Below are 18,692 nucleotides of genomic sequence, written 5' to 3'. Positions count from 1 at the left end.
GCGAACGGCACCGCCGTCGTGCGTGTGCGTGCACCGGGGGGTGCCGGTCTGCGTCGACGAGGGGTGCACCATGAAGATCGCGGTCGCGGGCACGGGGTACGTCGGCATGTCGAACGCGGTGATCCTGGCCCAGCACCACGAGGTCGTGGCCCTCGACATCGACGCCGCGAAGGTCGACCTGATCAACCGTCGGGTCTCCCCGATCATCGACCCCGAGCTCGAGGACTACCTGCAGCGGGTTCCCCTGTCGCTGACCGCGACGACCGACGCGGCGTCGGCCTACCGTGGCGCCGAGTTCGTCGTGGTGGCCACGCCGACGGACTACGACCCGGTCTCCAACTACTTCGACACCTCGTCCGTGGAGTCGGTGATCGCCGAGGTGCTGGTAGCCGAGCCGGGTGCGGCGATCGTGGTGAAGTCGACGGTCCCCGTGGGCTTCACGCAGCGGATGCAGGAGGCGCACCCCGGCGCCCGCATCCTCTTCTCACCGGAGTTCCTCCGGGAGGGCCGGGCGTTGCACGACAACCTCTACCCCTCGCGGATCGTCGTGGGGGACCGGTCGGCGGTGGGCAAGCAGTTCGCGGACCTGCTCCTCGAGGGGGCGATCGCCACCGACGTCCCGGTGCTGCTCACGGAGCCGACCGAGGCCGAGGCCATCAAGCTGTTCGCGAACACCTACCTGGCGCTGCGGGTGGCCTACTTCAACGAGCTGGACACCTACGCGGTCACCCGCGGGCTCGACTCGGCGCAGATCATCGAGGGTGTCGGTCTCGACCCGCGGATCGGGTCGCACTACAACAACCCCTCGTTCGGCTACGGCGGCTACTGCCTGCCCAAGGACACCAAGCAGCTGCTGGCCAACTACCAGGAGGTGCCGCAGAACCTCATCGCGGCCGTGGTGGACGCCAACACGACGCGCAAGGACTTCATCGCGACCGACATCCTGCGCCGTGAGCCCGAGGTGGTGGGGATCTACCGGCTGATCATGAAGGCGGGGTCGGACAACTTCAGGTCGTCCTCCATCCAGGGGATCATGAAGCGGCTCAAGGCCAAGGGTGTCGAGGTGATCGTCTACGAGCCGACGTTCCCCGAGGACGAGTTCTTCCGGTCCGAGATCGTGCGTGACCTGGAGGAGTTCAAGCGGCGTGCGGACGTGATCGTGGCCAACCGTCGCACGGCCGTGCTCGACGACGTCGCCGAGAAGGTCTACACGCGCGACATCTACGGGCGCGACTGAGCGCCGGCGTCGGCGCTGCCCCGGGGGAGAGCGGGGTCCGGTTCCTGCCGATTTCATTACCTGAGGTAATGAGTTAAGGTAAGGACCTGTGAGCACACCCGTCCCCGCCCTGGCCGCCGAGCTGCGCGTCTCGCTCAGCCGGGCCAGCCGCCGGCTCAAGGCCGAACGGGGCGACGCCGCACTGCCCGACCCCCAGTTCAACGTGCTCGCGTTCCTGCACCGCGACGGCCCCATGACCCCCGGGCAGCTGGCCGAGGCGGAGCACGTGCAGCCCCCGTCGATGACCCGCACCGTCAACTGCCTGGTCGAGCTCGGGTTCGTCCGCAAGGACGAGCACCCCACCGACGGCCGCCAGGTCGTGGTGAGCCTCACCGAGGAGGGGCAGGCCGAGGTCGTCGAGACCCGCCGTCGCCGCGACGCGTGGCTCACCGCCCGGCTGACCGCCATGACCCCCGACGAGCGCGACCGCCTCGCCGACGCCATCGAGCTCCTGCGGAGGATCGCCACCTCATGAGTCCGACGTTCACGTCGCTGCAGTACCGGAACTACCGCCTGTGGTTCGCCGGTGCCCTCGTCGCGAACATCGGCACCTGGATGCAGCGCGTCGCGCAGGACTGGCTGGTGCTCACCGAGCTGTCCGACGAGTCCGGTGTCGCCGTGGGCATCACGACCGCCCTCCAGTTCGCCCCGGTGCTCTTCCTGTCGGCCTGGGCCGGTCTGCTGGCCGACCGGGTCGACCGCCGCAAGCTGCTCGTGGCCACCCAGGTCGGGCAGAGCGTGCTGGCCCTCGGGCTGGGTGTGCTGGTGCTCGGCGGTCACGCGCAGCTGTGGCACGTGTACGCGTTCGCCGCGGCACTGGGCTGCGTCTCCGCGATCGACGCACCCGTGCGGCAGACCTTCGTGGCCGAGCTCGTGCCCGCGCACCGGCTGTCCAACGCGGTCGGCCTGAACAGCGCCTCGTTCAACGCCGCACGACTCATCGGCCCCGGCCTGGCCGGGCTGCTCATCGCGGCCGTCGGCACCGGCTGGGTGTTCCTGCTCAACGCGGTCACGTTCGGGGCCACGATCCTGTCGTTGACCTTCATGCGGACCTCGGAGCTGCACCGCATGCCCACCGCGCCGCGCGCCAAGGGGCAGATCCGCGAGGGCGTGCGCTACGTGCGCAACCGGACCGACATCCTCGTCATCATGGTCGTGGTCGGCGTGGTGTCCACGTTCGGCCTCAACTTCCAGCTGACCTCCGCGATGATGGCCCGCACCGAGTTCGGCCGCGGTGCGGGGGAGTACGGCATCCTCGGCTCGGTGCTGGCGATCGGGTCGCTCACCGGGGCGCTGCTCGCCGCCCGCAGGGAACGGCCACGGGTGCGGCTCGTCATCGGCTCGGCGTTCGCCTTCGGCATCGCCAGCGGCACGATGGCGCTCATGCCGACGTTCGCGTCGTACGCCGTCGCGTCCATCGCGGTGGGGCTGGCCTCGCTGACGATGATGACCGCCGCGAACTCCACCATCCAGCTGTCGACCGACCCGGCGATGCGCGGACGTGTCATGGCGCTGTACATGATCGTGTTCCTCGGGGCCACGCCCGTGGGTTCCCCGGTGATCGGCTGGGTCGGCGAGACGTTCGGCCCCCGGTGGGCCGTGGGCATCGGGTCGATCTGCGCGCTGCTCGTCTCGACCGGCGCGGCCGTGTGGGCCGCCCGCGCCTGGCACGTGCAGGTCCGGTACCACGTCACGTCCCGCCCGCACGTCGAGGTCGTCCACCTGGACGGCCCCGCACCGGACGTCCTCGGCAGCGGCGAGGAGCGCGGCCCGGACGGCCCCGACGGCACGGGCGGTCCCGGCGGTCCTGGTGGTCGCAGCGGCGGTCCGGCAGAGCGCCTCGTCACGGCACGGCGGCTGGGTGCGCAGGACGCCGCCGACCAGCAGTCGGCGGCCTGAGCGCCATCCCGCCCGCCGCACCGGCCACCCGGGTGAAAGTCCGGCGGAAGTCCTGACCGGGCGCCCGCGCGAGATGTCCGACATGTGACGATCTGCTCATGGCCGATCCGCTCGTGACCGCCGACGACGCCGCAGGGGCCACCCCCGCCGCGGCGCCGACCGACGTGCACGAGACCCCGGCGCGGCCCGCGCGGCACCGTGTCCGTCGCGTCGTGCTGGTGCTGCTCGTCGTCCTCGGCGTGCTCGCGCTGGCCCTCGGCTGGGTCGGGTACCGCGCGTGGCAGACCGCCCAGGCGCTGCGGGAGGCGCAGGACCTCGTCGGCGCCGTGCAGGACGACGTCCGTGCCGGAGACATGCAGTCGCTCGCCGATGCGGTCCCCGCGATCCAGGAGCTCACACGCAGCGCGCACGGCTCGTCGGGCGACCCGGTGTGGCGGGCCGCCGAGGTGCTGCCCGTCCTCGGCGACCAGCTGCGCGCCGTGCGGGTCGTGTCGGCCTCGCTCGACGACGTCGCGGTCGACGTGCTGCCCGCGGTGGCCTCGCTGGGTTCCGCCCTGGACGGGCGCGAGGCGGATGCCGAACGCGGACGGCTGGTGCTCGCGCAGCTGGTCGAGGTCGCCCCGGACCTCGTCCAGGCCGCCACCACCGCCCGTGGCGCGGCGGACGACGTGGCCGCACTCGACACGGGCGCCCTGCTCGGCCCCCTGGTGGATCCGGTGACGAGGGCCCGGGACGCGCTCGAGGAGGCCGCCACCGCGCTCGAGGGGGGTGCCGGGATCGCGTCGCTGCTGCCGGCGATGCTCGGCTCCGACGAGCCGCGCACCTACCTGCTGCTGTCGTTGAACTCCGCCGAGCTACGTTCGGGGGGCGGGATCGTCGGCGCCGTCGTCGTGCTCGAGGCGCAGGACGGGCAGATGGAGCTGGTCGGCCAGGTCAGCACCGCCGAGCTGCCGGGTCTGGAGGCGCCGGTGCTGCCGCTGTCCGAGGCCGAGCTGGCGATCGACACCGACCGGCTCGGCCGCTGGGTGCAGGACGCCACCATGACCCCGGACTTCCCGCGGACCGCACAGCTCGTGGCGGCGCGCTGGGAGCAGCAGACCGGCGGCTCGGCCGACGGTGTGATCGCCGCCGACCCGGTGGCCGTCTCGTACCTGCTCGGTGCGACCGGACCGATCGGCACCCCCGACGGCAGCACGCTGGACCAGTCCACCGTGGTGGCTGCTCTGCTGCACGACAGCTACCTGCGCCACGCCGACGCCGCCGAGGCCGACCGGTACTACGCGGGTGTCGCCAGCGCGATCTTCGGTGCGGTGGCCGCCGGTCGCGGCGACGTCGGTGCGCTCGGTCAGGCCCTCGTGCGGTCGGGGGAGGAGGGGCGTCTGCGCATGTGGTCGGCGCACCCCGACGAGCAGGCGCAGATCCTGGAGACGGACTTCGCCGGGGCGTTCCTGGCCGAGCAGAGCGCCGACGAGGTCGGCGTGTTCCTCAACGACGGCACTCCCGGCAAGCTCGACTACTTCCTGCAGGCGCAGGTGACGGTCGAGGACCTCGTGTGCGAGGGGCCCGAGCCGACCGCGCGGGTGCGCCTCACGCTCGCCTACGACCCGCCGGACGACATCGCGACCTACCCCGACTACGTCATCGGCCGCCACCTGGACGGCCGGCCCGACGGCTGGGTCGACACCAACGTCACCGTGTACGCCCCCGTCGGTGCTGCCCTCGGGGCGCTGGGTTGGGGCAGCGCGTACGTGTCGGGCACCACGGCGACGATCGAGGGGCGTGCCGTGCAGGTCGTGCGCTCGTCGCTCGACCCCGGGCAGAGCGAGTCGTACTCGTTCACGGTGCCCGTGCGCGACGGTCGCGTCGTCGTCCGCACGACCCCCACGACGACCACCCCGGGCCTTGTCGTGGCCTCCTGCACCCCCTGACGGCCGGGCCCCGGGTGTCCACTGTCCGAAATCACCCGATAGATGACGGTTCTCAGCGACCTGCGCGCGTCATGATGGTGGTGATATGTCGGAGTTGTGAAGTCGGGAGGGTGTCATGAGAACGATCGCGCGTGCGTGCCTGGCAGTGCTCGTCGCGGTCGGAGCCGCAGCCGCTGCGGCAGCGCCCGCCGCCGCAGAGGTCACGCCCCCGGCGGGCCAGTACGGGTGCCTGGACCAGAAGGACGGCTACGGAGCCCCGCTGCCGTGCGAGCTGGTCGTCACCGACCTGACGCCGACCTGCGTGGACGACGTGGCCCTGCTGAACTACGCGGTCCAGGCCGTCGGGACGCCGAACACCACGGTGACCCTGACGTTCGTCAACCCTGACGGTGCGAGTGTCGTCATGAGCGACCTGCCACTCAGCGGTCAGGTCCGGTGGCCCGGCATGGTCGTGGGTGCCGACGGCAAGGGCATCGACTGGCCCGGCTGGAAGCAGCTCGAGGACGGCACCTGGATCGAGACCGACGACGGGTACAGCTGGGTCCGCCCGACCGTGAGCGTCAAGCTCCAGGTCAACCCTGAGGCCACCGTCGCCGTGACCTACCCGCCGTCGTCGCCCCAGTGCCTGACGAGCCCGCCGACCACGGTCGTGCTGGCCGACAGCTCCGTCTCGACGTCCCGACCGGCGATCGTCACCGCGGTGCTCGCTGCGACCGGCTCGGAGGTCATGCCGTTCGTCGTCGTGGCGCTCGCGCTGCTGGTGGTCGGTGGCACGGCCGTCGTCGTGGTGGCCCGCAGCCGGGCTCGCGACGCTCACCGCTGACGCACGCCGAGCGTCGCACGAGGCGGCCCCGGGGACTCGTTCCCGGGGCCGTCGCGTGCCTCCGGGCGGTGGGCCACGCGTGCGCTCCGCGGGTGCCGGGCGTACGCCCGGCGGTGCTCAGAGGTGGTCGACCACGTGGTCGATGCACGCGGTGAGCGCCAGGACGTCCTCGGGGTCCACCGCCGGGAACATCGCGACGCGCAGCTGGTTGCGGCCCAGCTTGCGGTAGGGCTCCACGTCGACGACGCCGTGCGCGCGCAGGATCTTCGCCACGGTCGGTGCCTCGATCTCGGGTGCCAGGTCGATCGTGCCGACCACGCTGGAGCGGGCCTGCGGGTCGGCGACGAACGGTGCGGCCCAGTCGCGGGCCTCGGCCCAGCCGTACAGGTGGCCCGCCGAGGTCGCCGTCCGTGCTGCGGCCCAGGCCAGGCCCCCCTGCTCGAGCATCCAGTCGAGCTGCTCGGCGAGCAGCACGAGCGTGGCGAGCGCCGGCGTGTTGAGCGTCTGGTCGAGCCGTGAGCTGGCCACGGCCGTGCTGAACGACAGGAACTCCGGCACCCACCGCCCGCTGCCCTCGACGCGCGCGGCACGCTCGATCGCCGCGGGGGAGGCGACGGCGAGCCACAGCCCGCCGTCGGAGGCGAACGACTTCTGCGGTGCGAAGTAGTAGACGTCGGTCTGCGCGACGTCCACGCTCAGCCCGCCGGCCGCGGAGGTGCCGTCCACGAGCATGAGGGCGCCCTGGTCGGCGGATCCCGCCACGCGCCGCACGGGTGCGACCACACCGGTCGACGTCTCGTTGTGCGGCCAGGCGTACACGTCGACACCGTGCTCGTGGGTGGGCAGCGCGACGCTGCCGGCCGGGGCCTCGTGCACGGTCGGCGCACCGAGGAACGGTGCCCGTGCGGAGGCGGCGGCGAACTTGGCGCCGAACTCCCCGAACACGGCGTGCTGCGAGCGCTGCTCGACGAGGCAGAGCGTGGCGATGTCCCAGAACGCGGTGGAGCCGCCGTTGCCCAGCACGACCTCGTAGCCCTCGGGGGCGCCGAACAGCTCGGCCAGCCCGGTGCGGACCCGACCGACGAGGGTGCGGACGGGTGCCTGACGGTGCGACGTCCCCAGCAGGGAGGTGCCGACGGAGGCCAGGGCGTCGATCTGGGCACGGCGGATCTTCGACGGCCCCGAGCCGAACCGGCCGTCGCGCGGCAGCAGGTCGGCGGGGATGGTCACGGGTGCTGGCGTCGTCTCGGGCACGAGGCCGAGGATAGGCCCCCGTCGCCGCGCCCGGTGGGCGGGACCAACTACCCTGGGCACGGGCATGTGGACGCGACGTGCGACGACGTGGGAGGCAGTGCGGTGAGCGACCTGATCGACACGACCGAGATGTACCTCAAGACGATCTACGAGCTCACCGAAGAGGGGCGCACACCGCTGCGCGCCCGGATCGCCGAGCGTCTGGGGCACTCCGGTCCGACCGTCTCGCAGACGGTGGCACGCATGGAGCGCGACGGTCTGGTGGTGGTGACCGGGGACCGGCACCTGGAGCTGACGGCCGACGGTCTGGCCAAGGCGGTGCGCGTGATGCGCAAGCACCGCCTGGCGGAGCGTCTGCTGACGGACGTCATCGGCCTGGACTGGCCGCACGTGCACGAGGAGGCGTGCCGCTGGGAGCACGTGATGAGCGAGCAGGTCGAGCGGCGTCTGGCCACGCTGCTGGACCACCCGCGCGTGGACCCGTACGGCAACCCGATCCCGGGTCTGGCCGAGATCGACGAGGAGGCGGCCGAGCAGGCGTTCCTCGACGGTGTGACCTCGTTGGTGGCCTACGACAGCGCGGACACCGACGGCGGTCTGGACCGCAGCGGGTCGAGCGCCGTGGTGGCGCGCATCGCCGAGCCGCTGCAGGTGGACGTCGAGCTGCTCACGCGGCTCCAGGAGGCGGGTGTCCGTCCCGGCGGCACCATCTCGATCGAGCGCGGCGAGGGTGTCGTGACCATCGGCGCCCCTGGTTCGGCCACGGTGCTCGACCTGCCCGACGAGGTCGCGAGGCACATCTTCGTCGGCCGTCCCTGACGGCGCCGATCGGCGTGTCGTCGGCGACGCGCGGGGATTCGTCCGTGCGTGTCCCGACATGTCCGTGACCGGAGCGTGACAATCGCGCCGGGGGTCCTGTACGTTCGTCCTGCTTCTAGGAACCCTCCTCCCAGTAGCCCTCGAGCGGAACGCCGAACCCTGCCGCCGTCCGAGGTTCCGTACAGACCGCCGGCAGGGGCGGGGGACCCAATCGCGGGCACCGGGAAGTTGACGGTGTCCTTGGGGTGAAGTCGCACGACGGCCTTGGCCGGCGGACGACCGGGTGTTCTCCCACCCGAACCCGACAGCTCACCTCGTAGGCGATCAGGAGAGGCAACGCGTGACCGTGAGTACCCCTCGTGCCCGCCATCGTGCGGCGCGGCGTCCGTCGACGCCGCTGACCGAGATCGCCAGTGCCGCATCGGAGCAGATGGGCACGGTGGGTCGTCGGACGGCCGTCGTGGCCGCCGCCTCGGGCCTGGCCGTCACCATGCTCGGTGGCCCCGCCTCCGCAGCCAACCAGAACGAGGCAGGGGCTCTTCCTGCCGTCGACACCACCTCGCTGACCGCCTCCGCGCGTGCTGTCCTGGAGACCGCGCCCGTCGTGACGGCACCCGCCGAGGTGTCGTGGAGCTTCGACACCCCGACCGTCACGGCGGTCAAGCCGGTCGTCAAGGAGACGCCCGCCCGCACCGCCACTGCGACGACGACCTCGCGCAGCGAGGCCCGGACCGCGGTGGCCAGCAACCCGATCCCGCAGTCGGTGGCCGGCAACGCCGTGCTCGAGATCGCGGCCCGCTACGTGGGCACCCCGTACGTCTCCGGCGGCTCGACCCCGGACGGCTTCGACTGCTCCGGCTTCGTCTCGTACGTGTACGCGCAGCTGGGTATCGAGCTGCCGCACTCCTCGGGTGCCTACCCGTCCATCGGTACGGTGGTCTCCGCCGCCGACGCGCTGCCCGGCGACATCATCTGGAGCCCGGGGCACGTCGCGATCTACGCCGGTGGCAGCCAGCAGATCGACTCCCCGCGGCCGGGCAAGACCGTCCAGTTCCGTGAGATCTGGCAGAGCAACCCGATGTTCATCCGCATCGGCTGACGCTGAACGCTGCAGGAGGCCCCGACGACCCGCCGGTCGTCGGGGCCTCCTGCGTTTCCCGGTAGATCCGCAGAGGCGTCGCGTACGCTGGTCGCGCACCACTCAGGTCACGTCGCTTCGCGGGCCGGCAGCCAGCCGGTCCGACCGCACGAGGTCAGGAGGACGCCGTGCTGACGACCGCCGTCGGGGACGCCCCGACCTGGACGCTGCCGCCGTGCGGGCCCGCACGGCGGGCCACGAGAGAGCCGGCCCGGTGAGCGGCACGCTGGTGCTCAACGCCTCCTACGAGCCGTTGTGCGTGGTGCCGGTCCGCCGTGCGGTGGTTCTCCTGCTGCTCGACAAGGCCGTCGTGGAGCGGGTCGGGGACGCGGTCCTGCGGTCGGAGCACCTGACGCTGGAGGCTCCGTCCGTGGTGCGCCTGCACCGGTACGTGAAGGTGCCCCGGCGCGCACGGGTGCCGATCACCCGTCGAGGGGTGCTGGCCAGGGACCGCGAGCGCTGCGCCTACTGCGGCGCGCGGGCCGACACGATCGACCATGTCGTCCCGCGCAGCCGTTCGGGACCTCACTCCTGGGAGAACGTGGTGGCCGCGTGCCGCCGCTGCAACCACCGCAAGGCCGACCATCTGCTGTCCGAGCTCGGGTGGACGCTGCCTTTCACCCCTGCGGCCCCGCAGGTGTCGGTGCTGGGGACGGCGTCGAGCCCTGACCTGCTCTCGGAGTGGGAGCCGTACCTGGGGTGGTTCGGCTCGGGTGAGTCGTCCGTCGCCTGACGCGGGACGACGTCCGCGGTGGCTGGTTCTTTCAAGGAAGGGCCAAGACATGCTCAGGCGATGGCACAGATCCGCTGCGGACCAGGCATGATCGGACCAGACTGGCATCGGACGATCAGCACCTGGAGGTACCCATGCCGCGCCCAGTGATCCTCGTGGGGGTCGACGGTTCGACAGCTTCGTTGCACGCGCTCGACTGGGCGGCGGCCGAGGCCACGGCCCGCGGCTGGGCGCTGCGGCTGGTGTGCTGCTACTCGTTGCCGTCGTTCACGGCGGCCTCGCTGGACGGCGGGTACGCGGCGCTGGACGACACGGCGATCCTCGAGGGCGCCAAGGCGGTGCTCGCCGACGCGTCGGCGCGTGTGGCCGGTCGAGGTCTGGAGGTCACGGCGAGCGTCGTGACCGGTGACGCCGCGGGTGTGCTGGTGGACCTGTCGCGGGAGGCGTCGCTGGCGGTGGTCGGCACGCGGGGTCGCGGCGGGTTCGCGGACCGCCTGCTGGGCACGGTGTCCTCGGCCCTGCCGGCGCACGCGTACTGCCCGACGGTCGTCGTGCCGTTGCGGGGGCACGGCCGTGCGCTGCCGGACGACGAGAGCCTGCCGGCGGTGCGTCCGCTGCGCCGGATCGTGGTGGGCATCGACGGGTCGCCCCAGGCGGAGGCGGCGCTGCGGGTCGCGATCGACGAGGCGGCGGCGTGGGGTGCCGAGCTGACGGCCGTGGCGGGGGTGCCGATCGGGGCGGGCACGGGGATCCTGGCGTGGTTGCCGGCGTCGGTGGACCACGAGCAGATCCTCGCCGACGTCACCGAGGGCCTGCACGTGGTGGTGGACCGGGCTCTGGCCGGACGGACGGATGTCGTGGTCAAGCGGCACGCGCTCGACGGCACGGGTGCGCAGCTGCTCACGGAGTTCTCGCAGGCCACGGACCTGGTGGTGCTCGGGTCGCGCGGGAGGGGCGGGTTCACCGGGCTGCTGCTGGGTTCGACGAGCCAGGCGGTGCTGCACCACGCCGAGTGCGCGGTGATGGTCGTGACGCACCGTGCGCACACGTGGGCGCAGAGCGAGTCGCCGGCCGGGAGCGAGGCGGGCTGAGGTGTCAGGCCGTCGGCGAGGGGTCTGACGGGGTCGGGGGGACGTCGGGTCGGCGCACCAGTGCGGACAGCACCACGGTCGACCGGGTCCGGGCGACGAAGGGCTCTGCGGCGAGGCGCTCGACGACGCGCTCCAGGTGGCGCATGTCGGAGGTGCGGACCTGGACGACGAGGTCCACGTCACCGGTGACGGTGCTGGCTGCCACGACCTCCGGGTACTGCGACACCGCGGCGCGCATGGTGGCCGGGCTGGTCGACCCGTGGCAGAACAGCTCGACGAACGCCTCGGTCTGCCAGCCCAGGGCCGCCGGGTCGAGGCGGACGGTGAAGCCGCGGATGACGCCTCGGTCGAGGAGACGGTCCACGCGGCGCTTGACCGCCGGCGCGGACAGGGCGACGACCTTGCCGATCTCGGCGTAGGTGGTCCGTGCGTCGAGTGCGAGCTCGCGCACGATGAGTGCGTCGAGCGGGTCGAGCGGGTCGGGTGCGGCGGTCAGGTCGGCGTCGGCGGACACCCGCTCATCCTTGCGCACGCCGTCGGTCGACTGGGCCGAACGGGGGAACGGACGCACGTTCGTGCATGTGACCCGCACGTTGATTCAACGAATCAGACATATGTGTCCTAAAGAACCCGTGCAAGGCGCCGATGTGGTGGGGGAGGACGTCGCCGCGGCACTCTGCGGAGCGCAGGGCCCGGACGTCGACGGCGGATCGGGCGCACCGCAGGCGGCCCCGACGGGTTGCCGACCACGGGAGAGCCGACATGACGGACATGCTCGACGCGAACCGCTCGCCGCTGCAGACGGCGACGGACGAGGCGACCACCGCACCGACGATCCCGACCCAGCGTGTGCAGCCGGCACCGGCACCCGCCGACGCGCCGGACGCCGCCGAGCACGGCGCACCGGTCGTCCCGACTCAGTCCGCCCCGGCACGCCGGGACCGGAGCCGCACGGCCCCGGCCCCCATCGTGCCCACCCAGCGCGTCGCGGCCCCGGCCGTCCTCACGCCGCCGACCGCCCCGCTCGAGAGCCCGACCGCCCCCGCCCCGCAGACCGTCGCGGCACCGGCCCGGACCCGACGCCCCGTGCGCCGCCTCGCACTCGTCACCGCATCGGTCGCGGCGCTCGTGGGTGCGCTCGGCGGCGGGCTGGTCGTCAACGCCCAGGCCGACGCACGGGCCGCCGAGCTGGCGCGCGCCCAGGGTCGCGTCGCAGCCACCCTCGACGGCGCGCAGCAGGACGAGGTGTTCCAGGGCGCGACGCAGGAGCGGGCCGTCCTGGCGGCGACCTCGACCGTGCACGACGCCGCCTACACACGCGCTTCGGCGGTGCTGGCGCAGGCCGCCGCGGTGCTCGCCGCGACCCCGCAGGCAGGTGACGCGCCGCGAGCCCAGCTGCAGGCGTCCATCGACTCCGTGTCCGCCGCGGTGACCGCCGACCAGGTCAACCCGGCCGCGATCGACACGCTGGCCGCCGGCCTGGCCGCACCCCAGAAGGCGGCCACCGAGGCGCAGGCAGCCTGGCAGGCAGCCGAGGACGCCCGGATCGCGGCCGAGAAGGCCGCGGCGGAGAAGGCCGCAGCGGAGGCTGCCGCTGCGGCGGCGCGCCGCAGCACCGCCCCGCGCACGTCCCGCGCTGCCGCGCCCTCGGCGGGTGCAGCAGGTGCAGCAGCTGCGCCGGCCGCCGTGGGGATCCCCGCCGGCGGCCTGGTCTGCCGCGGTGCCGGTGGGTCCGGGTCGGAGTCCAGCGTCGGCGCGATCGGCGAGGCCATCAACTCCTACCGTGCCTCGCAGGGCCTGCCGACGCTGAGCGTGAACCGCTCCGGCAACCTGGTGCAGCACGCGATCACCATGTCGACCGCGGGCGGCATCTGGCACTCGGGCGGTGACAACATCGTCGGCTGCTCGAACGGCGGGCTGTCGTCCCTGATGTCGGGCTGGAAGAACTCCCCGGGTCACAACGCGCAGATGCTGCGCACGGACGTCTCGACCATGTACGTCGGCGGCGCGACCGGTGCCGGCTTCCTGTTCGGGGCCGTGCTCTTCAAGTAGCCGCCACCAGCAGGCAGCCGTCACCGTCAGGCAGCGGCCGTCGTCAGGGAGCCGCCGCCGTCAGCGCAGGGCGTCGGCCAGCCGGTCGAGCGCGAGGTCCAGCTCGTCGCGCTCGATCGTCAGCGGCGGGGCGAGCCGCACCGTGGCGCCGTGCGTGTCCTTGGCCAGCACCCCGCGCGCGAGAAGACGCTCGCACAGGTCCCGGCCGTCCTTCGGGCCGCCCGGGCGTACCGGGCCGAGGTCCAGCCCTGCCCACAGCCCGATGGTGCGGGCGCGGGCGAGCTGCCCCTCGTCGACCAGTGCGTCGAGGCGCTCGGTCAGGTGCGTGCCGAGCTCGGCGGCCCGCGCCTGCAGCGTTCCCGGGGTCAGCAGGTCGACGACCGCGATGGCCACGGCGCACGCCAGCGGGTTGCCGCCGAACGTCGATCCGTGGGTGCCGGCGGTGAGCACGCCGAGCACGTCCGCCCGCCCGACGACCGCAGAGACCGGCACGATGCCGCCGCCGAGCGCCTTGCCCAACGTGACCAGGTCTGGCCGTACCCCCACGAGCTCGCAGGCCAGGGTGCTGCCCGTGCGCCCCAGGCCCGACTGGACCTCGTCGGCGACGAGCAGCACGTCGGCGGCGGTGCACAGGGCCCGCACGGCGGGCAGGTAGTCGGACGGGGGGATCACGACACCCTGCTCGCCCTGCACGGGTTCGAGCAGCACCGCGACGGTCGTCTCGTCGATGGCGGCGCGCACGGCCTCGGCGTCGCCGTAGGGCACCACGCGGAATCCCGGGGTGAACGGGCCGAAGCCACGGCGGGCGTCCTCGTCGTCGGAGAACGAGACGATCGTGGTGGTGCGCCCGTGGAAGTTGCCGCTGGCCACGACCACCGTCGCCCGGTCGGGGGCGACCCCACGGACCTCGTAACCCCACTTGCGGGAGGCCTTGACGGCGGTCTCGACGGCCTCGGCGCCGGTGTTCATCGGCAGGACCATGGCCGGGCCGGCCACGTGCGGGCCGATCAGGTCGGTGACCGCCTGCGCGAAGGGTTCGAGCAGCTCGTGGTCGAACGCCCGCGAGGTCAGGGTGAGCCGGTCGATCTGGTGGTGCGCGGCCGCGACCAGGGCGGGGTGCCGGTGCCCGAAGTTGAGCGCCGAGTACGCAGCGAGCAGGTCCAGGTACCGGCGCCCGTCGGTGTCGGTGACCCAGCACCCCTCGCCCGTGGCGATCGTCACGGGCAAGGGGTGGTAGTTCGGCGCGAGCAGGCCGGACCCGCTCACGTGCAGGCTGGTCGACATGCTCGTCTCCTCGGGCCCGGTGGCGGGGGTGGGTTGGTCGGACGGCTCAGAGGGCGGGACGGATCTCCAGGGTGCAGCACTTGGCGCCGCCCCCACCCTTGAGCAGCTCGGTGGTCTCGACCGGGATCGGCGTGTACCCGCGCTCGCGCAGCGCGCCGGCCAGGTGGGTGGCGGCGGGGGCGACCACGACGTTCTCGCCGTCGGAGACCGCGTTGAGCCCGAGGGCGACCGCGTCGGCCTCGACGGCGTGCACGGCATCGGGGTACCGCTGCGCGAGCACCTCCTGCGAGGCGGCGGAGAACGCCGCGGGGTAGTAGGCGACCTGCGGGTCGTCCACGTCGGAGGACAGCACGGCCAGGGCGGTGTCGAGGTGGTAGAACCGCGGGTCGACCAGCTCGAGCGAGACGACCTCGATGCCGAACAGCGCGGCGGCCTCCCGGTGGGCGGCGCGGTCGGTGCGGAACCCCGTGCCGGCCAGCAGGGTGCGACCGACGAACAGCATGTCGCCCTCGCCCTCGTTGATCTGCTCGGCGGTGTGCGTCAGGTACCCGCGGTCCGCGAACCACTTCTGGTACGCCGGGCCCTCGGGCTGACGCTCGGGGTAGCGGAACCGGGCCGAGTAGACGATGCCGTCGATCACGGTCGCGCCGTTGGCCGCGTAGACCATGTCGGGCAGGCCTTCGAGCGGGTCGATCGTCTCGATGGTGTTGCCGAGGTCGAGGTAGGTGTCGCGCAGGCGGCGCCACTGCTGCAGGGCCAGCTCCACGTCCGTGTACCGCGTCTTGTCCATCCACGGGTTGATCTCGTACGACACCGTGTAGTGGGTCGGCTCGCACATCAGGTAATGGCGGGCGGTACGTCCGGGCGCGCTGGCAGACATCGATCTCCTCGGGGAAGGACGCGGCGGTGGGTTTCGTCCGAGCGTACGCGTCGCCCGTGCGTGGACCCGTGTCGCGGTGTTGCGCGCCGACCATCGATCCGTTGTGCGATGTCCGGTCTGTTCCGCGATCTGTTGCGCGACGTGCGCAACCCAGGTTCGTCGGGGCCGCCGTGCCCGGCCGCGTGCCGCCGCTGCCCGTGCCCGGACGCCGGGGCCCTGCCCGCCCGGTAGCGTCGGTGCCATGCAGACACGGATCCTGGGCAGGACCGGCCGCGCCGTCGGCGTCGTCGGTCTCGGGTGCTGGCAGCTGGGGGCGGACTGGGGTGAGGTCGGCGAGGACGCCGCCCTGGCCGTGCTGCGCGCCGCGACCGATGCGGGCGTCACGTTCCTCGACACCGCTGACGTCTACGGCGACGGACGCAGCGAACGGCTCGTCGGTGAGTTCCTCGCCTCGCACGACGCCCCGCACGGCATCACGGTGGCCACCAAGATGGGTCGGCGCGCCGACCCGCACGTGGCCGGCGCCTACACGCTCGACGCGTACCGGGCGTGGACCGACCGGTCCCGGACGAACCTGGGGGTCGACACGCTCGACCTGGTGCAGCTGCACTGCCCGCCGACCGAGGTGCTGATGCGCGAGAGCACCTACGACGACCTCGACGTGCTCGTCGACGAGGGGCGCATCGCCGCGTACGGCGTCTCGGTCGAGACCGTCGAGGAGGCGCTGGCCGCGATCGCCCGCCCGCACGTGGCCTCGGTGCAGATCATCCTCAACGTGTTCCGCCGCAAGCCGCTCGAGCGGGTGCTGCCGGCCGCCGCAGCCGCCGGGGTGGGCATCATCGCCCGGGTGCCGCTGGCCAGTGGGCTGCTCACCGGCCGCTACGACGAGTCGACCACGTTCGCGGCGGACGACCACCGCAGCTACAACCGGCACGGTGAGGCGTTCGACGTCGGCGAGACGTTCTCGGGCGTGCCCTACGAGGTCGGTGTCGCGGCAGCCCGCGAGGTCGGGGAGCACACCCCGGCCGGTGCCACCACCGCGCAGCTGGCACTGCGGTGGATCATCGACCAGCCGGGTGTCACCACGGTGATCCCCGGCGCCCGCAACGCCCAGCAGGCCCGGGGCAACGCCGCCGCAGCCGACCTGGCCCCGTTGGACGCCTCGACGCTCGACGCGCTGCGTGACGTGTACGACACCCGTATCCGGGAGCACGTGCACGACCGCTGGTGAGCTCAGGCGCCGCGGCCCGCCCCGTCGTGCTCGGCGGGCTGCGGCGCCGGTTCGATGTGCGCGACGCCGCCCGGTGCGACGACCTCCAGGGCCTGCGGGAACTGCGCAGGGGCCGGCCCGAACGCCTCGCGGGCCCCGGCCACGACCGTGCGGCCCAGGGCCCGACCGCCGGTGATGCCGATGAACGCGCCGAGGCCGAACGGGGCCAGACGCCCCAGTGCGAGCCCGCCGTGCCGGGTGGCCTGCGTGCGCAGCAGCCGCCGGGTCAGCGTGGTGTTGACCTTGCGGATGGTGCGGGTCGGCATCCGGGTCAGCACGGCACGGCCGACGTGCATCGCGGTGATCTGCGTGGAGTCCCCGACCATCCGCACGCCCGACTCGCCCAGGATCGTGGCCAGCAGGAGCGTGGTGCGTCGCGGTACGTCGTCGACCTGGATGCCGTGCACGCTGGCCACCGCCAGCGAGAAGGCCGCCGACGCGGCGAAGAACGTGGCCACGTCGCTGACGGTCAGCACGGTGGCGGTGGCGGTCCCCACGGCCGGTGCGGCCGCGGCGGCGCCGACCGCACCACCGGTGCTGGCCACGACCAGCAGGTACTCACGTTCGAGCAGCGCGACGACCTGCGCGGGGCTGGCCTCGGGGTTGCGTCGTCGGACCGAGTCGACGTGTGCGTGGATGACCGAGGACGGCACGGTCACCGCGCGTCCGAGCGCTGCCTCGACGAGCCGCGGCACGCCTCTCAGCGCTCCCCGGTGACCGTCAGCTCGACGCTGGCGCCCGCCTTGAAGGTGCGACCGACCGTGCAGGCGGCGTCGATCGCCCGCTGCAGCACGGTGACGAGCCGTGCGCGCTCCTCGGGCTCGAGGCTGCTGAGGTCGACCACGAGGTTCTCCACCAGCTCGGGGTAGAGGTTCTCCTCGGGGTCGGACAGCCCGCCGACCTCGATGGTCACCTCGACGTCCTCACCGAGGCGACGTGAGAGCGCGCTGTCGGCGCTCAGCCCGCTGCAGCCGGCGAGTGCGATCTTGGCCAGCTCCCCGGGCGTGAACGCGCCCTCGTACTTGATGTCGCCGATCTCGACGCGGGCGCCGCGCGAGTTGTGGCCGACGTACCTGCGTTCCCCGGTGCGCTCCACCCACAGGCGGGTGCCGTGCGCGTTCTGCAGCTCAGTCATCCCGCGATCCTGCCACGGCGGATCGCGTCGGTCGGGGCGACGCCCGCGGTGTCGACCGGCGTGGCGGTGCTCAGCTGCGCGGCGGGAAGTCGCCCTGCAACGCGATGATCGCCCGCACCGCGAGGTACGGCGACATGTTGTTGTGCGCGACGCCGCCGCCCGTGACGGCCGTGGCCTGCTCGGACATCGGCCGGGTGCCCGCGTCCGTGGAGTACAGCTGCTCGCGCAGACGGCCCTGCACGGAGGTGGCCCACGCGCCGCCCGACGGGTTGCCGCTGGTGCCGGTGGTCCCTGCGGCGACGGTCCGCACCGTGTGGGTGTGCGCCGGCATCTCGGCCTCGGTCAGCATGACGGTCTCCGTCCCGCCCTGCTCACCCAGCTGGTACGACTCGAGCCCCGGGCCCTGCCCGTGGTGGATCGGCGACGCGCCGCGCAGGTCAGGCAACCCGAAGGTGGTCATGCCGTTGCCGCCGTACGTGGTGCCGAGCAGGGAGAAGAGTGCCGTGTTCTGGGCGAGGGCCATCAGCTGCCCGTCGCACGCGGCCCAACCGCCGGGGGTGAAGGACCCCGCGAAGAGCCGCACCTCGCCGAGGTAGGGATCGCCGCCCGTACCTGACTCGCGGCTGGGGAAGACGCCTTGGAGGGCGATGGCGTACTGCAGGGCGAGGTACGGGGGCATGTTCTCGTGGGGCTGGCTGCCGCCCACCTGCTCGACCGTGCCCGGGTGCAGTGCGACCTGGGCGGTGCCTGCGTAGTGGGGGCGGCCGGTGGTCGCCCACCGGGCGCCGCTCGGATCGGCGGTCGTGGCGGTCGAGGCGGCCACCGCGGTGTGGCGGTGCGCGGGCAGCTCGGCGGACGTCAGCTGGTGGGCGGTCGTCCCGGCGGACTCGCCCTGGACGTGCTGGTCGTCGACGTGCAGCGGGCTGCGGAACCGCAGGTCGGGCAGGGCGAAGGTGGTCTGACCGTTGCCGCCGTACATGGTGCCCAGGAGCGAGAACAGGGCCTGGTTCTGGTTGATCGGCAGCAGCTGGCCCTGGCAGGGGGCCCAGCCCTTGGGCACGAAACCGAAGGCGAACAGCCGGATCTCGGCGAGCAGGGGTTCCATGGCGT

At 72.9% G+C, this 18,692-nt stretch carries 18 protein-coding genes and 1 riboswitch; of the genes, 11 read left to right on the top strand and 7 right to left on the bottom strand.

From position 1 onward, the window contains the following. Positions 1–70: 70 nt before the first annotated feature. From ACTHAM_RS04610 to ACTHAM_RS04590, 5 genes are all read left to right on the top strand, one after another. Positions 71–1,237, top strand: coding sequence for a nucleotide sugar dehydrogenase (locus ACTHAM_RS04610; RefSeq protein ID WP_440684823.1), 1,167 nt, complete (start codon positions 71–73; stop codon positions 1,235–1,237). Between the two features lie 88 nt (positions 1,238–1,325). Then, a complete protein-coding gene (locus ACTHAM_RS04605; RefSeq protein WP_440684821.1) occupies positions 1,326–1,751 on the top strand; it encodes a MarR family winged helix-turn-helix transcriptional regulator in 426 nt (141 codons plus the stop codon). After that, the gene (locus ACTHAM_RS04600; protein WP_440684819.1) at positions 1,748–3,175 is read left to right on the top strand and encodes an MFS transporter; all 1,428 of its coding nucleotides are present in this window, start codon (positions 1,748–1,750) and stop codon (positions 3,173–3,175) included. The genes ACTHAM_RS04605 and ACTHAM_RS04600 overlap by 4 nt, the downstream gene beginning before the upstream one ends. Before the next feature lie 98 nt (positions 3,176–3,273). After that, positions 3,274–5,103 (top strand): DUF4012 domain-containing protein, encoded by a 1,830-nt coding sequence (locus tag ACTHAM_RS04595; RefSeq protein WP_440684817.1) that lies wholly within the window; start codon positions 3,274–3,276, stop codon positions 5,101–5,103. Positions 5,104–5,218: 115 nt separating this feature from the next. Next, on the top strand, positions 5,219–5,926 hold the full coding sequence (locus tag ACTHAM_RS04590) for a peptidase (protein WP_440684815.1): 708 nt from the start codon (positions 5,219–5,221) through the stop codon (positions 5,924–5,926). A gap of 117 nt (positions 5,927–6,043) precedes the next feature. On the opposite strand, the gene serC is transcribed toward ACTHAM_RS04590, so the two are convergent. Beyond that, positions 6,044–7,180 carry a phosphoserine transaminase gene (gene serC, locus ACTHAM_RS04585; RefSeq protein ID WP_440684813.1) on the bottom strand — a complete coding sequence of 379 codons (1,137 nt, stop codon included), beginning with the start codon at positions 7,178–7,180 and terminating at the stop codon, positions 6,044–6,046. Positions 7,181–7,282: 102 nt separating this feature from the next. Between serC and ACTHAM_RS04580 the strand changes: the two genes are divergently transcribed. The 4 genes from ACTHAM_RS04580 (at position 7,283) to ACTHAM_RS04565 (ending at position 10,961) form a co-directional block, all read left to right on the top strand. Continuing rightward, positions 7,283–7,999, top strand: a complete 717-nt coding sequence (locus ACTHAM_RS04580; protein WP_440684811.1) for a metal-dependent transcriptional regulator — start codon at positions 7,283–7,285, stop codon at positions 7,997–7,999. Positions 8,000–8,139: 140 nt separating this feature from the next. Then, a riboswitch (cyclic di-AMP (ydaO/yuaA leader) is annotated at positions 8,140–8,337 on the top strand. A 2-nt stretch (positions 8,338–8,339) separates the two neighbouring features. Continuing rightward, complete coding sequence (locus ACTHAM_RS04575; RefSeq protein ID WP_440684809.1) at positions 8,340–9,098, top strand: C40 family peptidase; 759 nt, start codon at positions 8,340–8,342, stop codon at positions 9,096–9,098. Between the two features lie 253 nt (positions 9,099–9,351). Further along, complete coding sequence (locus ACTHAM_RS04570) at positions 9,352–9,870, top strand: HNH endonuclease (RefSeq protein WP_440684807.1); 519 nt, start codon at positions 9,352–9,354, stop codon at positions 9,868–9,870. Positions 9,871–10,004: 134 nt separating this feature from the next. Then, positions 10,005–10,961, top strand: a complete 957-nt coding sequence (locus ACTHAM_RS04565; protein ID WP_440684805.1) for a universal stress protein — start codon at positions 10,005–10,007, stop codon at positions 10,959–10,961. Positions 10,962–10,965: 4 nt separating this feature from the next. Here ACTHAM_RS04565 and ACTHAM_RS04560 read toward each other — a convergent pair whose 3' ends face one another. Continuing rightward, complete coding sequence (locus ACTHAM_RS04560) at positions 10,966–11,475, bottom strand: Lrp/AsnC family transcriptional regulator (RefSeq protein WP_440684803.1); 510 nt, start codon at positions 11,473–11,475, stop codon at positions 10,966–10,968. Between the two features lie 248 nt (positions 11,476–11,723). Between ACTHAM_RS04560 and ACTHAM_RS04555 the strand changes: the two genes are divergently transcribed. Beyond that, complete coding sequence (locus ACTHAM_RS04555) at positions 11,724–13,013, top strand: hypothetical protein (RefSeq protein ID WP_440684801.1); 1,290 nt, start codon at positions 11,724–11,726, stop codon at positions 13,011–13,013. A gap of 60 nt (positions 13,014–13,073) precedes the next feature. Here the strand turns inward: ACTHAM_RS04555 and rocD are convergent, their stop codons facing one another. Then, on the bottom strand, positions 13,074–14,297 hold the full coding sequence (rocD, locus tag ACTHAM_RS04550; RefSeq protein WP_440684799.1) for an ornithine--oxo-acid transaminase: 1,224 nt from the start codon (positions 14,295–14,297) through the stop codon (positions 13,074–13,076). Between the two features lie 46 nt (positions 14,298–14,343). Next, complete coding sequence (ddaH, locus tag ACTHAM_RS04545) at positions 14,344–15,177, bottom strand: dimethylargininase (protein WP_440684797.1); 834 nt, start codon at positions 15,175–15,177, stop codon at positions 14,344–14,346. Positions 15,178–15,418: 241 nt separating this feature from the next. Between ddaH and ACTHAM_RS04540 the strand changes: the two genes are divergently transcribed. After that, on the top strand, positions 15,419–16,408 hold the full coding sequence (locus tag ACTHAM_RS04540; RefSeq protein ID WP_440684795.1) for an aldo/keto reductase: 990 nt from the start codon (positions 15,419–15,421) through the stop codon (positions 16,406–16,408). 2 nt (positions 16,409–16,410) lie between these two features. Here the strand turns inward: ACTHAM_RS04540 and ACTHAM_RS04535 are convergent, their stop codons facing one another. From ACTHAM_RS04535 to ACTHAM_RS04525, 3 genes are all read right to left on the bottom strand, one after another. Further along, positions 16,411–17,142, bottom strand: coding sequence for a hypothetical protein (locus tag ACTHAM_RS04535; protein WP_440684793.1), 732 nt, complete (start codon positions 17,140–17,142; stop codon positions 16,411–16,413). 5 nt (positions 17,143–17,147) lie between these two features. Beyond that, entirely contained in the window at positions 17,148–17,582 is a 435-nt protein-coding gene (locus tag ACTHAM_RS04530) for an OsmC family protein (protein ID WP_440684791.1), read from the bottom strand. Positions 17,583–17,652: 70 nt separating this feature from the next. After that, a complete protein-coding gene (locus ACTHAM_RS04525) occupies positions 17,653–18,687 on the bottom strand; it encodes a phage tail protein (protein WP_440684789.1) in 1,035 nt (344 codons plus the stop codon). Positions 18,688–18,692: the final 5 nt, after the last annotated feature.

The sequence above is a fragment of the Cellulomonas soli genome (genome assembly GCF_052036975.1).
Lineage (GTDB): Bacteria > Actinomycetota > Actinomycetes > Actinomycetales > Cellulomonadaceae > Cellulomonas > Cellulomonas soli_A.
The sequence above is the reverse complement of the archived record's forward strand: the minus strand, read 5'-3'. Positions and strand labels throughout refer to the sequence as shown.

Bases quoted from the DNA above. Each gene is read 5' to 3' on its own strand.
- ACTHAM_RS04610 (WP_440684823.1), top strand. From the start codon at position 71: ATGAAGATCGCGGTCGCGGGCACGGGGTACGTCGGCATGTCGAACGCG.
- ACTHAM_RS04600 (WP_440684819.1), top strand. From the start codon at position 1,748: ATGAGTCCGACGTTCACGTCGCTGCAGTACCGGAACTACCGCCTGTGG.
- ACTHAM_RS04595 (WP_440684817.1), top strand. From the start codon at position 3,274: ATGGCCGATCCGCTCGTGACCGCCGACGACGCCGCAGGGGCCACCCCC.
- ACTHAM_RS04590 (WP_440684815.1), top strand. From the start codon at position 5,219: ATGAGAACGATCGCGCGTGCGTGCCTGGCAGTGCTCGTCGCGGTCGGA.
- ACTHAM_RS04565 (WP_440684805.1), top strand. From the start codon at position 10,005: ATGCCGCGCCCAGTGATCCTCGTGGGGGTCGACGGTTCGACAGCTTCG.
- ACTHAM_RS04555 (WP_440684801.1), top strand. From the start codon at position 11,724: ATGACGGACATGCTCGACGCGAACCGCTCGCCGCTGCAGACGGCGACG.
- rocD (WP_440684799.1), bottom strand. From the start codon at position 14,297: ATGTCGACCAGCCTGCACGTGAGCGGGTCCGGCCTGCTCGCGCCGAAC.
- ddaH (WP_440684797.1), bottom strand. From the start codon at position 15,177: ATGTCTGCCAGCGCGCCCGGACGTACCGCCCGCCATTACCTGATGTGC.
- ACTHAM_RS04540 (WP_440684795.1), top strand. From the start codon at position 15,419: ATGCAGACACGGATCCTGGGCAGGACCGGCCGCGCCGTCGGCGTCGTC.
- ACTHAM_RS04530 (WP_440684791.1), bottom strand. From the start codon at position 17,582: ATGACTGAGCTGCAGAACGCGCACGGCACCCGCCTGTGGGTGGAGCGC.
- ACTHAM_RS04525 (WP_440684789.1), bottom strand. From the start codon at position 18,687: ATGGAACCCCTGCTCGCCGAGATCCGGCTGTTCGCCTTCGGTTTCGTG.